We start from the raw sequence: 12,498 nt of genomic DNA on the forward strand, positions 1-12,498 counted from the left end.
GGGGACGGGGCCCCGGGCGTCAGCGTGCCGACGGGGGCGAACGACCCGGGCTCCGGCGCGGTGGGGCCCGCAGGGCGGGGACCGTTGTGGCTGGACGGGGCGACGGGGTTCTGACGCTGGGACATGTCCTCCAGCCTATCGGCCCGGCTACTGTGGCCCCCATGACCGAGACGAGCGAGTTCTGGTACAACGTCAACACGCATCAGGTGGAGGTGGGCGCCCAGTCGGACTGGTCCCAGCTGCTGGGCCCGTTCGGCACCCGTGAGGAGGCCCAGGCCGCGATGGACCGCGTGCGGGCGAACAACGAGACCGCCGACGCCTGGGACGAGCGCGACGACGACTGGGACAGCCGTCCCGTCGACGACGCCTCCTGACCGCGGCGCCGGACGACACCGGGCCCCCGTCCCTCGGACGGGGGCCCGGTCGTCTCACGGGGCGGGTTCAGCCCTGGAAGCCGTGCTCCGGGGCCGGGAACGCGCCGTCGAGCACGTCCGCGCGATAGGCCCGGACCGCGTCGCCCACGACCTCGTGCAGGCGGGCGTACTGACGGACGAACCGGGGCACCCGTCCCTCGCGCAGGCCGAGCATGTCCTGCCACACGAGCACCTGGCCCGTGGTGCCCGGGCCCGCGCCGATGCCCACGGTGGGCACCCGCAGCGCGGCGTCGACGGCGGCGGCGACGTCCGAGGGGACCATCTCCATCAGGACGGCGAACGCCCCCGCGGCCTCGAGGGCCCGGGCCGACGCCGTCATCCGCTCGACCGCCCCCGCGCCGCGGCCCTGCACCCGGTAGCCGCCGAGCACGTGCTCGGACTGCGGGGTGAAGCCGATGTGGGCCATGACCGCGACGCCGGCTGCCGTCATCGCGGCCACGTGCTCGGCGAAGCGCTCGTCGCCCTCCACCTTGACGGCGTGCGCGCCGGACTCCTTCACGAGGCGCACGGCCGACTCGACGGCCTGCCGCGGGGAGGCCTCGTACGAGCCGAAGGGCAGGTCCGCGACCACGAGGGCACGCTCGGCACCGCGCACCACGGCCTGGGTGAACAGGATCATCTGGTCCAGGGTGACCGGCAGGGTGGTGGGATGGCCCAGCACGGTGTTGCCCACCGAGTCGCCCACGAGCAGCACCTCGACGCCGGCCTCGTCGAACAGGGCCGCCGTCATCGCGTCGTAGGTGGTGAGCATCGCGAAGCGCCGGCCCTCGTCCTTGGCCCGCTGCAGGTGGACCGTCCGGTACCGGGACGGGGCGGGCGGCCCGTAGGGGGCGGTGTCGTCAGGCTGCCGGGGGGACTGGGGAGCAGACATGGGCCGGAGTCTACGCGGCGCGTCTAGAGTGGCGGCATGGATCGACAGCAGGACTACGTGCTCCGCACCATCGAGGACCGGGACGTCAGGTTCGTCAGGCTCTGGTTCACGGACGTGATCGGTACGCTGAAGTCGGTGGCCCTGTCTCCGGCCGAGGTGGAGAACGCCTTCACGGAGGGCCTGGGCTTCGACGGCTCCTCGATCGACGGATACACCCGCATCTCGGAGTCGGACATGCTGCTGCAGCCCGACCCCTCGACCTTCCAGATCCTGCCGTGGCGCGGCGACCAGGGACAGAGCTCCCGGATGTTCTGCGACGTGCTCACCCCGGACGGCCGACCCGCCCCCGCCGACCCGCGGCACGTGCTGCGCCGCGTGCTGGACCGGGCCGCAGACCGGGGCTTCACGTGCTTCACCCACCCGGAGATCGAGTTCTACCTCCTCCAGTCGGACCAGCCCGGCCCGGACGGGGAGCCGGTGCCCGTGGACCGCGCGGGCTACTTCGACAACGTGCCCGGCTCCGACGCGGCCGACTTCCGCCGCGACGCCGTCAGCCTCCTCGAGGGGATGGGCATCTCCGTCGAGTTCAGCCACCACGAGAACGGCCCCGGCCAGAACGAGATCGACCTGCGCGCGGCGGACGCGCTCACGACGGCGGACAACGTGATGACGTTCCGGACCGTCGTCAAGGAGGTCGCCGCCGCCCAGGGCACGTACGCCACGTTCATGCCCAAGCCGTTCTCCGAGCACCCCGGCTCGGGCATGCACACCCACTTCTCCCTCTTCGAGGGTGACGCGAACGCGTTCTACGACCCGGCGGACGAGTTCCGGCTCTCCGTCACGGGCCGCCGGTTCATCGCGGGCCTGCTGCGCCACTCCGTGGAGATCACCGCGGTGACCCACCAGTTCGTGAACTCCTACAAGCGCCTGTGGGGCGGCGGCGAGGCGCCCTCGTACGTCTCCTGGGGCCACAACAACCGTTCCGCGCTCGTGCGCGTGCCCCTGTACAAGCCGGACAAGGCCGGCTCGGCCCGCATTGAGTACCGCGGCATCGACGCCTCGGCCAACCCGTACCTGGCCTACGCCCTGCTGATCGCGGCCGGGCTCAAGGGCATCGAGGAGGGCTACGAGCTGCCCGAGTCCGCCGCCGAGGACGTCAGCGCGCTGACCACCCACGAGCGGCGCGTGCTCGGCCACGTCCCCCTGCCCGGCACCCTGCACGACGCCCTGCGCGCCGCCGAGGAGTCCGAGTTCGTGGCATCCGTGCTGGGCGAGCACGTCTTCGACGCCCTGCTGCGCAACAAGCGCCAGGAATGGGACGACTACCGGGTGGAGGTCACGCCGTACGAGCTGCGGCGCTACCTCTCCGGCCTCTGAGGCGCCGGCCGTGTCCGCCCTGCCCGACGCGGCGACCGCCGACGCCCCGGACCGCCGCACCCTCGCGCACGCCGGCGTCGCCGACGCCGGCCGCGTGCAGACGCTGCTCACCTCGCCCGAGTTCGAGGGCGTGGACGTGCGTCCCCTCGTCGAGCTCCTCGGCCACGCCGCCGATCCCGACCGGGCCCTGCTGCTGTGGGTGCGCCTGGCCGAGCGCGAGCCCCGCGTCCACCACGCCCTCCGGGACCCCGGGACGACGGCCCGCCTGCTGCGGCTGCTCGGCGCCTCCGAGGCCCTCGGCGAGTTCCTCATCCGCCGTCCCGAGCACCTGGACCTCGTCCTCGACCCGGACGCGGCCGCCGCCACCGCGCCCGCCCTCGCCCAGCCCGACCCGACCGCCGGCGAGCCCTGGGGTGATGCGTCCGCCGCCCTGCGCCGCCTGCTCCTGGACTCGGTGGGCGCCGACCCGGACGCCGACCGCCCCCTCGCGGCCGTCACCGGCAAGGACGCCGCCGTCGCCCTGCGCCGCGCCTACCGCCGCCAGCTGGCCGCGATCGCCCTGCGTGACCTCGACTCCGCCGAGCCCACGGCGGCCATGCCCTCGGTGGGCCGCTGGCTCGCGGACCTGGCCGGCGCCGCCGTGGACGCGGCGCTCGCCGTCTCACGGGCCGTCCTCACCGAGCGGGAGGGCCCCGTGGTGGACCGCCTGGACCTCGCCGTGATCGGCATGGGCAAGTGCGGCGCCGGCGAGCTCAACTACGTCTCGGACGTGGACGTCGTGTTCGCCCACGCCGTCCGCGAGGCCGTGGACGGCGCGGACCCCGACGCCCAGGTCCCGGACGGGCCGCGCGCCGCCGCGCTCGCGGCCGAGCTGGCCGCGGGCATCGGCCGCGTGATCCAGGGTGCGGCCCCCGAGCCGGGGCTGTGGGAAGTGGACGCCAACCTGCGTCCCGAGGGCAAGGACGGCGCCCTGAGCCGCACCGTGGAGTCCCACGCCGAGTACTACCGCCGCTGGGCCCACGGCTGGGAGTTCCAGGCCCTGCTCAAGGCCCGTCCCATCGCGGGCTCGCCACAGCTCGGCGAGCGCTACATCGCGGAGATCTGGCCCCGGGTGTGGGAGTCCTCCTCGCGCGACGGGTTCGTCGAGTCCGTCCGGGCCATGCGCGCCCGGGTCCTGGACACCCTCGCCCCCGCGGAGCGCGAGCGGGAGATCAAGCTCGGGCCCGGCGGTCTGCGCGACGTCGAGTTCACGGCCCAGCTGCTCCAGCTCGTGCACGGCCGTGCGGACGAGTCGCTGCGGGTGCGCGGCACGCTCGACGCGGTGCGGGCGCTGCACGCCGCCTCCTACGTCACCACGCGAGACGCGCGGGCGTTCGACGAGCACTACCGGTGGCTGCGCACCCTCGAGCACCGCATCCAGCTCGTGCACCTGCGGCGCACCCACCTGATGCCGGTCAAGGAGGAGGCCCGCCGCATCGTCGCCCGGTCGATGCGCGGCGCCGCGGACCGGGGCCCCGCCACCGGCGAGGACCTCCAGGCCGAGTTCACGCGCGTGCGCCGCGCCGTGCGCGGTCTCCACGAGACCGTGTTCTACCGGCCGCTGCTGTCGACGACGGCCGCCCTGTCCGCCGAGGACGTGCGGCTGTCCGCGGAGGCCGTCCGCGACCGCCTGGCGGCGCTGGGCTACCGCGACCCGCAGGGCGCCCTGCGGCACATCGAGGCCCTCACGCAGGGCGTCTCGCGCCGGGCCGCGGTCCAGCGGCAACTGCTGCCGGCCATGCTCGGCTGGTTCGCGCGGGGCGCCGACCCCGACGGCGGCCTGCTCGCCTTCCGCCGGCTCTCCGAGTCGCTGGGCGGCACGGCCTGGTATCTGCGGATGCTCCGCGACTCCTCGGACGCCGCCCGACGGCTGTGCCTGGTCCTGTCCGGCTCCCGGTTCGTGGGGGACCTGCTCGAGCACTCGCCCGAGGCCGTGGCCTGGGTGGGCGACGACCGGGAGCTCGACCCCCGGGGCGCGATCCAGCTGTGGCGCCAGGTCGACGCGCGGCTCGACCGCCGCGTGGCCGCGGAGGAGGCCCCCGCGGCCGTGCGCCATGTGCGGCAGGTGCGGCGCAGCGAGACCCTGCGCGTGGCCCTGGCGGACATCTCGGGGCTGCTGGACCTCGAGGCCGTCACCGGGGCCCTGTCGGACATCGACCAGATCACCGTCGTCGGCGCCCTGCGCGTGGCCTCGCGCGCCGTCGTCGGGGACGCCGACCCGCTCACCGACGTGCTCGTGGTGGCCATGGGCCGCCAGGGCGGCCGGGAGATCACCTACGGCTCGGACCTCGACGCCCTGTTCGTGCACCGGCCACGCCCCGGCGTCGACGAGGGGCGGGCGCGCGAGCAGGCCGAGGAGGTCGTCCGCACGCTCATGGCCCTCCTGCAGAAGCCCGTCGCGCCGCCGCTGCCCGGGGAGCGGCGGCTCGAGGTGGACGCCGACCTGCGCCCCGAGGGACGCCAGGGGCCCCTGGTGCGCACCCTGGACTCGTACCGGGAGTACTACGGTCGCTGGGCCGAGGTGTGGGAGCGGCAGGCGCTGCTGCGCGCCCGCCCCCTGGCCGGCGACGACGACCTGGCCACCGACTTCCGCCGCTGGGCCGACGGCGTCCGCTACGCGCAGGACCTCTCGGCCGCCGATGCCCGGGAGATCCGCCGGATCAAGGCCCGCGTGGAGGCCGAGCGGCTGCCCCGCGGGGCGGATCCGGCGCGCCATGTCAAGCTCGGGCGCGGGGGGCTCTCGGACGTCGAGTGGCTCGTGCAGTCAATGCAGCTCAAGCACGCCGGTCAGATCGAGGACCTGCGCGTGACCGGCACGCTGCCGGCGCTGCGGGCGATCGCCCGGCACGACCTGCTGCCCGAGTCCGAGGTCGCCGTGCTGGAGGAGGCGTGGCTGTTGGCCACCCGGATCCGCGCCGCCCTGCTGCTGTGGACGGGCAAGGTCTCGGACGTGCTGCCCACGAACATGCGCGACCTCGAGGCCGTGGCCCGCCTCAGCGGGGTGGGCACGACCGGCGGGGAGCTCGAGGAGCGCTACCTGCGGGTGACCCGCCTGGCCCGTCAGGTGTTCGAGACCCGGTTCTACGGGCTCTGAACGACGCCGGCCCGCCACCTCGACGGGGTGGCGGGCCGGCCGTGCTCCGGTGTCGCGAGCGCCGGCTCAGGCGCGCACGACGTGCTCCCCGAGCAGCTCCAGGGTGCGTCGCCGCACGCCGGCGTCCTGGGCCGCCGTCGTGATGATCAGCTCGTCCGCCTGGACCCGCGCCGCGAAGTCGTGCAGCCACGCCGCCGTCGTCGGGCCGGTGCCCACGGCCGTGCACTCGAGCATCCCGAGCACCTGCTGACCGGCGGGGGAGTGCAGCAGCATCTCGACCTCGTCGTCGGTGAGGGTGCGGCCCCGGCCGAGCATCATCCGGATGCGCGCCCGCTGCGCGGCCTGCCACTCCCGCTCGGCCACCTCCTCGGTGTCCGCGGCGATCACGTTGGCCGCCGCGATGAAGTGCGGCTCCGCGAGGGCCTCGGAGGGCTCGAAGTGCTCCCGGTACAGGCGCGCCGCATGCTCGAGCATCTGCGGTGCGAAGTGGCTCGCGAACGCGTAGCCCAGGCCGAGCTGCGCGGCCAGCTGGGCGCCGAACGCCGAGGAGCCGAGGATGTACAGCGGGACGTTGGTGCCCTTGCCGGGGTAGGCGTCGATGCCGGGGATCAGGCTCTGGCCGGTGAGGTAGCCCTGCAGCTCGAGCACGTCCTGCGGGAAGCGCTCGGCCGCCGACGGATCCCGGCGCAGCGCCTGCAGCGTCCGCTGGTCGGTGCCGGGGGCGCGACCCAGGCCCAGGTCGATGCGGCCGGGGTGCAGCTCGGCCAGGGTGCCGAACTGCTCGGCGATCACCAGCGGCGAGTGGTTGGGCAGCATGACGCCGCCGGAGCCGAGGCGGATCGAGTCGGTGTGCGCGGCCACGTGCGCGATGAGTACGGCCGTGGCGGAGGAGGCGATGGAGGGCATGTTGTGGTGCTCCGCGTACCAGACGCGCCGGAAGCCGGCGGCCTCGGCGACGCGGGCCTGCTCCACGGATTCGGCGAAGGCTTCGCCCATCGGGGCGCCGTCGCGGACGAGGGCGAGGTCCAGCAGGGACAGCGGCAGGGGGGTGGGGGCGGTGTGCTCGGTCATGGTGCTCCTGGTCTGCGGGCCGCCCGGCCGGGCGGAGGTCTCCACAGATCCAGCGCCCACCGGCCCCGGACTATTCCGCGGCCGGGCACGACGACGGCCGCCCGCCTCCGGCGTGGGAGACGAACGGCCGTCGTCGGGGCCGCGGCGGGCGGATCAGACCGAGTAGTACAGCTCGAACTCGTAGGGGTTCGGGCGCAGGGCCAGCGGGGCAATCTCCATCTCGCGCTTGTACGCGATCCAGGTCTCGATCAGCTCCTCGGTGAACACGTCGCCGGCCAGGAGGAACTCGTGGTCCTCCTCGAGGGCGTTCAGGGCCTCGTCCAGGGTGGCGGGTGCCTTCTGGATGTCGGCGGCCTCCTCGGCCGGCAGCTCGTAGAGGTCCTTGTCGATCGGCTCGGCCGGCTCGATGCGGTTGCGGATGCCGTCCAGGCCGGCCATCAGCTGCGCGGCGAACGCGAGGTACGGGTTGCCCGAGGCGTCCGGGGCGCGGAACTCGATGCGCTTGGCCTTCGGGTTGGAGCCGGTGATCGGGATGCGGATGCCCGCCGAGCGGTTGCCCTGCGAGTAAACCATGTTCACGGGGGCCTCGAAGCCCGGCACCAGGCGGCGGTAGGAGTTCACCGTGGGGTTGGTGAAGGCCAGGACCGCGGAGGCGTGCTTCAGCAGGCCGCCGATGTACCAGCGGGCGGTGTCCGAGAGGTTCGCGTAGCCCTTCTCGTCGAAGAACAGCGGCTCGCCGCCGTTCCAAAGGGACTGGTGGCAGTGCATGCCGGAGCCGTTGTCGCCGAAGACGGGCTTGGGCATGAAGGTCGCGGACTTGCCGAACATGTTGGCGACGTTCTTGACGACGTACTTGAACTTCTGCAGGTCGTCCGCCGAGTGGGTCAGCGTGTTGAAGCGGTAGTTGATCTCCGCCTGGCCCGCGGCGCCCACCTCGTGGTGGGAGCGCTCTACCTCGAGGCCGACCTCGGCCAGGACCGAGCAGATCTCGTCGCGCAGGTCGGCCTGCTTGTCCGTGGGGGAGACGGGGAAGTAGCCGCCCTTGAGGCCGGTCTTGTGGCTCAGGTTGCCGCCCTCGTCCTCGCGGGAGGCGTTCCACCAGGCCTCGTCCGAGTCCACGGCGTAGAACGAGCCGCGGGGGGAGGACTCGTAGCGGACGTCCTCGAAGATGAAGAACTCGGCCTCGGGGGCGAAGAACGCCGTGTCGGCGATGCCGGAGGAGCTCAGGTAGGCCTCCGCGCGCTGGGCCACGCCGCGCGGGTCGCGCAGGTAGGGCTCGCCGGTGCGGGGGTTCACGATGGAGAAGTTCATCGTGAGGGTCTTGCGGACCCGGAAGGGGTCCACGAAGGCCGTCGCGACGTCCGGGATGAGCTGCATGTCGGACTCGGCGATGCCGGCGAAGCCCCGGATCGAGGAGCCGTCGAAGAGCTGGCCCGTGACGAAGAAGTCCTCGTCGACGCTCGAGGCGGGCACGTTGAAGTGGTGCTGCATGCCGGGGAGGTCGGTGAAGCGGACGTCGACGAACTCGATCCCCTCATCCTTGATGTACGCGAGGACGTCCGCGGGGGAGGTGAACATGGTGCGCTCCTGTGGTCGTGACGATGGTGGCATGTCCGGCACGGCGGCGCTGGCGTGGCGGGTGTCATCACCCTACTTGCCCGGCGGCCTCCGTGGGCGTCGGTGACGCCCCACGGCGAGCCTCGCGGTTCCGCGCCGGTAGGCTGGGCCGGTGGCACGCAGAGCACCCGACCCCGCGCAAGAGCCCGAACCGACCCGCCGCGACGAGCCGCTGATCACCCGGCGCGACCTCGCCGGCTGGGTGGACGGTCCGGGCGGCGGCCTGGCCGGCGGCCGCTGGCCGGGGGACCTGCTGGGCCTGCCCGAGCACGGCCCGACCTCGATGGCCACTGCGGCCCGCCGCGCCGTCGCCCTCGTGATCGACTGGTTCCTGGCCCTGGGCGTGTCCTGGCTGCTCTTCGACTCCGACGCGATCGCCACCCTGATGGTCTTCGCCACCATGCACATCCTGGGCATCACCCTGCTGGCCACCACCGTGGGCAAGGCCGTGTGCCGCACCCAGGTGGTGCGCCTCGGCGGCCGGACCGCCCCCGTGCACCGCGTGGTGGTGCGCACGGCGCTGCTGTGCCTCGTGCTGCCGGCCGTCGTCGTCGGCCCGGACGGCCGCGGCATGCACGACAAGGTCGCCGGCACCGTCGAGATCCGCATGTGAGCGCACCGGCCCGCGCCGGACGACGCCGGATCCGACTCGACGCGAGGCCGGACACGACGAAAGGGGGGCGCCCCGCCGAATCCTCGGCGGGGCGCCCCCCTTTCGCGCGGGTGCGTCGGCGCTCAGCGGCCGCGCATGGCGCGCCGGCTCGGGCGCACCTTGTTCGGGTCGACGCCCTTGGGGATGGGCAGCCGGTTGGTGTTGAGCGCGGTCAGACGCTTGTCCACGGCCTGGACCTCCTGCGCCGTGAGGGCCTTCTTCATGCCCTTGAGCGTGCCGGGCAGCTCGTGCAGCGGGACCTGGCCCTGGCCGTTGCCGGACTCCACCACGGTGACGGGCACGCCGGGCAGGAAGCGGCGCATGGCCTTCTCCTCCTTGACCACCAGCGCGGCGACGCGGGGGGAGGGGCCCTCCGTCACCAGCACGACGCCCGGCCGGCCCACGGCGCGGTAGACGAGGTCCTGGGTCTTCGGGTTCACGGCGGCCGGCTGCTCGGACACGATCCAGCCGCGGCCCAGCGTGGAGAGCGCGGCGCCGGCGGCGCCGGGGCGGCCCTCGAGCTGGGCGAACCCGGCGCGGCGCGCCTTCCGGTTCAGGATGACGACGGCGGCGAGCACACCGAACGGGATCGCGATGAGCAGCCACGTGATCCAGTTGTCCAGCAGGAGGCCGATGACGAGGCCGACGACCAGGGCGCCCAGGAAGGCCAGCAGCATCCACAGTCCGACCTTGGGGTCGTGCGCCTTGGTCATGGCGTAGGCCTGCTTGAGCTGGGAGATCACGCCCGGGCCCTTCGTGGCGCGCTTGTCCCGGCGCTGGGCCTTCGCCTGCTCCTTCTCGCGGAGGCGACGCTCGCGCTGCATGGCCTTGACCTCCTTGAGCGTGGCGGAGGTGGAGCCGGAGGAGGACGCGGGGGGCTGGCTGTTCTTCGTCATGGCGGGGTCCAGTCTAGTCGGGCGGCTCAGGACATCTGGGCGACGACGGCGGAGGCCTCCTGGCGGGCGGTCTTCTCCCCGGCCAGGTGCGCCAGGTTCTCCGGCAGGGTCCGGCCGAGGCGCTGCATGGCCTGCGCGTAGAGCTTGCCCGCGCGGTACGACGAGCGCACCAGCGGGCCCGCCATGACGCCCTGGAAACCGATCTCCTCGGCGCGCTGGGACCACTGGACGAACTCCTGCGGCTTCACCCAGCGGTCGATGGGGTGGTGCAGCTTCGAGGGCCGCACGTACTGCGTGATGGTGATGATGTCGCAGCCGGCCTCGTGCAGGTCCACCAGGGCCTGGTCGATCTCGTGGTCCTCCTCGCCCATGCCCAGGATGAGGTTGGACTTGGTGACGAGCCCGTCGGCCTTGGCCATCGTGAGCACCCTGAGGGACTTCTCGTACGTGAAGGCCGGGCGGATGCGCTTGAAGATGCGCGGCACCGTCTCCAGGTTGTGCGCGAACACCTCGGGCCGCGCGTCGAACACCTGCTGGACGAGCTCCGGCACCGCGCCGAAGTCCGGCGGCAGGATCTCGACGCCGGTCCCCGGGTTGAGCGCGTGGATGCGGCGGATGGTCTCCGCGTAGAGCCACGCCGCGCCGTCCTTCTGGTCGTCACGGGCCACGCCCGTGACGGTGGCGTACCGCAGGTCCATCTCGCGGATGTTCTCGGCGACCTTCTGCGGCTCCTCCATGTCCAGGGGACGCGGCTTGCCGGAGGTGATGTCGCAGAAGTCACACCGGCGGGTGCAGATGTCGCCGCCGATGAGGAACGTGGCCTCGCGGTCCTCCCAGCACTCGAAGATGTTGGGGCAGCCGGCCTCCTCGCACACGGTGTGCAGGCCGGCGGACTTGACCTTGTTCTTCAGGCCGATGTACTCGGGGCCCATGTGGACCTTGGCCTTGATCCACTCGGGCTTGCGCTCGACGGGCACCTCGGCGTTGCGCGCCTCCACGCGCAGCAGGCGGCGTCCTTCGGGGGCGAGGCTCATGCGGGGATTCCTTCCGTGGGGGTGACGGCGATGAAGGCCGGCCCGAGCTCGTCCAGATGACGGGTGAGCACCGGGACGACGTCGGCCGGCGTGATGGTCCGGCCCGTCTCGACCGACAGGGTGGTGGTGGCGGCGTCCGTGATGCCGCACGCGATGATCCCCTCGTAGGGGGCCAGGGAGTTGGAGCAGTTCAGCGCGAAGCCGTGCATGGAGACGCCGTCGTGGATGGACAGGCCGATGGCGCCGACTTTGCGGTCCGGGCGGGCCGTGCCGTCGTCGTCCCGGTCCGCGAGGACCCAGATGCCTGCCCGCCCGTCCACGCGGACGGCCGTGACGCCGAACTCGGCGGCGGTGCGGATCAGCAGCTCCTCGAGGAACCAGACGTAGTCCTTGACGTGGGCACGGTCGCGCAGCCGGACCACGGGGTAGCCGACCAGCTGGCCCGGCCCGTGCCATGTGATCTTGCCGCCGCGGTCCACGTCCACGACGGGGGCGCCGTCCGTGGGGCGCTCGGCGTCCTCGGTGCGGCGACCGGCCGTGTAGACGGCTTCGTGCTCCAGGAGGAGGAATTCGCCGTCGGAGCGGCCGGCGACGACGTCCGCGTGCAGGGCGCGCTGGGCGTCCCAGGCGGCGTGGTAGTCCACCAGGTCGGGCGCCAGGCCGAGCACGCGCAGGGGCGGCAGGGGTGTCTCGGGCATGACGTCCACTGTAGTCCTCGGGCCCGGACCTGTGGACAACCGCCGTGACGCTCGGGGACATGCGGCACCCTGGGCTGGAACGGACGGCGCGGCGGAGAGGGGAGACCGATGCGGGACTGGGACGAGGCGGACGGCGGCGCGGCCGGACGCGTCGGCGGCGGGCCGGAGACCGAACCGGAGAGGTCGTCGGAGCCGGGCACGGCTGCGCCGCGCGCCCCGGGCTGGGAACCCGTCCGGCTGCTCGGCGCGGGCGCCCAGGCGGAGGTCTGGCTCGTCGAGGACGGTCGGGGCGTCCGGGCCGCCCTGAAGGTGCCCCGTGCCGGCGCGGCGCCGGATGCGCTGGCGGCGGAGGCGCAGGCCGGACGGGTCGCGCATCCCCATCTGCTGCGCGTGCTCGGCGTGGTGGAGACGGACCGGGGCCTCGGGGTCCTCACCGAGCACCGCGCGGCCGGCACGCTGCAGGACATGGTGCAGCGGGTCGGACCCCTGAGCCCGGGGCAGGCCGTCACCGTGCTCGTCCCGATCGCCCAGGCTCTCGCGTGCCTGCACCGCGAGGGGGTGGTGCACGGCGACGTGTCCCCGGCGAACGTCCTGTTCGGCGTCGACGGCAGCCCGGCCCTCGCCGACCTCGGCGTCGCCCGGGTGGTCGGCGGGGCGTCGGGGGCCGGGGCGACGCCGGGCTTCGCGGCCCCCGAGGCGCTCGCCGCGGTGGAGG

The 12,498-nt window shown here is 73.6% G+C and carries 11 protein-coding genes; 5 read left to right on the forward strand and 6 right to left on the reverse strand.

Annotated features, from left to right (window positions below; genetic code table 11):
• Nucleotides 1-161 precede the first annotated feature (161 nt).
• Nucleotides 162-374, forward strand: coding sequence for an SPOR domain-containing protein (locus FLM69_RS09690; RefSeq protein ID WP_036314191.1), 213 nt, complete (start codon nt 162-164; stop codon nt 372-374).
• A gap of 67 nt (nt 375-441) precedes the next feature.
• Here FLM69_RS09690 and panB read toward each other — a convergent pair whose 3' ends face one another.
• Nucleotides 442-1,305 (reverse strand): 3-methyl-2-oxobutanoate hydroxymethyltransferase, encoded by an 864-nt coding sequence (gene panB, locus FLM69_RS09695; RefSeq protein WP_036314193.1) that lies wholly within the window; start codon nt 1,303-1,305, stop codon nt 442-444.
• A gap of 36 nt (nt 1,306-1,341) precedes the next feature.
• Between panB and glnA (FLM69_RS09700) the strand changes: the two genes are divergently transcribed.
• Nucleotides 1,342-2,682, forward strand: coding sequence for a type I glutamate--ammonia ligase (gene glnA, locus FLM69_RS09700; RefSeq protein WP_036383058.1), 1,341 nt, complete (start codon nt 1,342-1,344; stop codon nt 2,680-2,682).
• 10 nt (nt 2,683-2,692) lie between these two features.
• Nucleotides 2,693-5,815 carry a bifunctional [glutamine synthetase] adenylyltransferase/[glutamine synthetase]-adenylyl-L-tyrosine phosphorylase gene (locus FLM69_RS09705; RefSeq protein WP_141844051.1) on the forward strand — a complete coding sequence of 1,041 codons (3,123 nt, stop codon included), beginning with the start codon at nt 2,693-2,695 and terminating at the stop codon, nt 5,813-5,815.
• Nucleotides 5,816-5,881: 66 nt separating this feature from the next.
• On the opposite strand, the gene FLM69_RS09710 is transcribed toward FLM69_RS09705, so the two are convergent.
• Both FLM69_RS09710 and glnA (FLM69_RS09715) read right to left on the reverse strand, forming a co-directional pair.
• Nucleotides 5,882-6,886 carry an LLM class flavin-dependent oxidoreductase gene (locus tag FLM69_RS09710; protein ID WP_036314199.1) on the reverse strand — a complete coding sequence of 335 codons (1,005 nt, stop codon included), beginning with the start codon at nt 6,884-6,886 and terminating at the stop codon, nt 5,882-5,884.
• 153 nt (nt 6,887-7,039) lie between these two features.
• Nucleotides 7,040-8,464: a type I glutamate--ammonia ligase gene (gene glnA / locus FLM69_RS09715; protein WP_036314201.1), complete on the reverse strand. Its 1,425-nt coding sequence runs from the start codon at nt 8,462-8,464 to the stop codon at nt 7,040-7,042.
• Nucleotides 8,465-8,615: 151 nt separating this feature from the next.
• On the opposite strand from glnA (FLM69_RS09715), the gene FLM69_RS09720 reads away from it, so the two are divergent.
• On the forward strand, nt 8,616-9,116 hold the full coding sequence (locus FLM69_RS09720) for an RDD family protein (RefSeq protein ID WP_049146950.1): 501 nt from the start codon (nt 8,616-8,618) through the stop codon (nt 9,114-9,116).
• 122 nt (nt 9,117-9,238) lie between these two features.
• On the opposite strand, the gene FLM69_RS09725 is transcribed toward FLM69_RS09720, so the two are convergent.
• The 3 genes from FLM69_RS09725 to lipB are packed head-to-tail and all read right to left on the reverse strand — an operon-like array spanning nt 9,239 to nt 11,783.
• The gene (locus tag FLM69_RS09725; protein WP_036314203.1) at nt 9,239-10,051 is read right to left on the reverse strand and encodes a DUF4191 domain-containing protein; all 813 of its coding nucleotides are present in this window, start codon (nt 10,049-10,051) and stop codon (nt 9,239-9,241) included.
• A gap of 26 nt (nt 10,052-10,077) precedes the next feature.
• The gene (gene lipA / locus FLM69_RS09730; RefSeq protein ID WP_036383060.1) at nt 10,078-11,085 is read right to left on the reverse strand and encodes a lipoyl synthase; all 1,008 of its coding nucleotides are present in this window, start codon (nt 11,083-11,085) and stop codon (nt 10,078-10,080) included.
• Nucleotides 11,082-11,783: a lipoyl(octanoyl) transferase LipB gene (gene lipB / locus FLM69_RS09735; protein WP_036383074.1), complete on the reverse strand. Its 702-nt coding sequence runs from the start codon at nt 11,781-11,783 to the stop codon at nt 11,082-11,084. Before lipB ends, lipA begins: the two co-directional genes overlap by 4 nt.
• Before the next feature lie 108 nt (nt 11,784-11,891).
• On the opposite strand from lipB, the gene FLM69_RS09740 reads away from it, so the two are divergent.
• Nucleotides 11,892-12,498, forward strand: a 607-nt coding sequence (locus tag FLM69_RS09740; protein WP_141844053.1) for a protein kinase, incomplete at its 3' end; no start/stop codon positions are given.

Origin of the sequence: Micrococcus sp. R8502A1, assembly GCF_006704135.1 — a bacterium.
Lineage (GTDB): Bacteria > Actinomycetota > Actinomycetes > Actinomycetales > Micrococcaceae > Micrococcus > Micrococcus luteus.

Bases quoted from the DNA above. Each gene is read 5' to 3' on its own strand.
- lipA (WP_036383060.1), bottom strand. From the start codon at position 11,085: ATGAGCCTCGCCCCCGAAGGACGCCGCCTGCTGCGCGTGGAGGCGCGC.
- FLM69_RS09710 (WP_036314199.1), bottom strand. From the start codon at position 6,886: ATGACCGAGCACACCGCCCCCACCCCCCTGCCGCTGTCCCTGCTGGAC.
- lipB (WP_036383074.1), bottom strand. From the start codon at position 11,783: ATGCCCGAGACACCCCTGCCGCCCCTGCGCGTGCTCGGCCTGGCGCCC.
- FLM69_RS09725 (WP_036314203.1), bottom strand. From the start codon at position 10,051: ATGACGAAGAACAGCCAGCCCCCCGCGTCCTCCTCCGGCTCCACCTCC.
- FLM69_RS09690 (WP_036314191.1), top strand. From the start codon at position 162: ATGACCGAGACGAGCGAGTTCTGGTACAACGTCAACACGCATCAGGTG.
- glnA (WP_036314201.1), bottom strand. From the start codon at position 8,464: ATGTTCACCTCCCCCGCGGACGTCCTCGCGTACATCAAGGATGAGGGG.
- glnA (WP_036383058.1), top strand. From the start codon at position 1,342: ATGGATCGACAGCAGGACTACGTGCTCCGCACCATCGAGGACCGGGAC.
- panB (WP_036314193.1), bottom strand. From the start codon at position 1,305: ATGTCTGCTCCCCAGTCCCCCCGGCAGCCTGACGACACCGCCCCCTAC.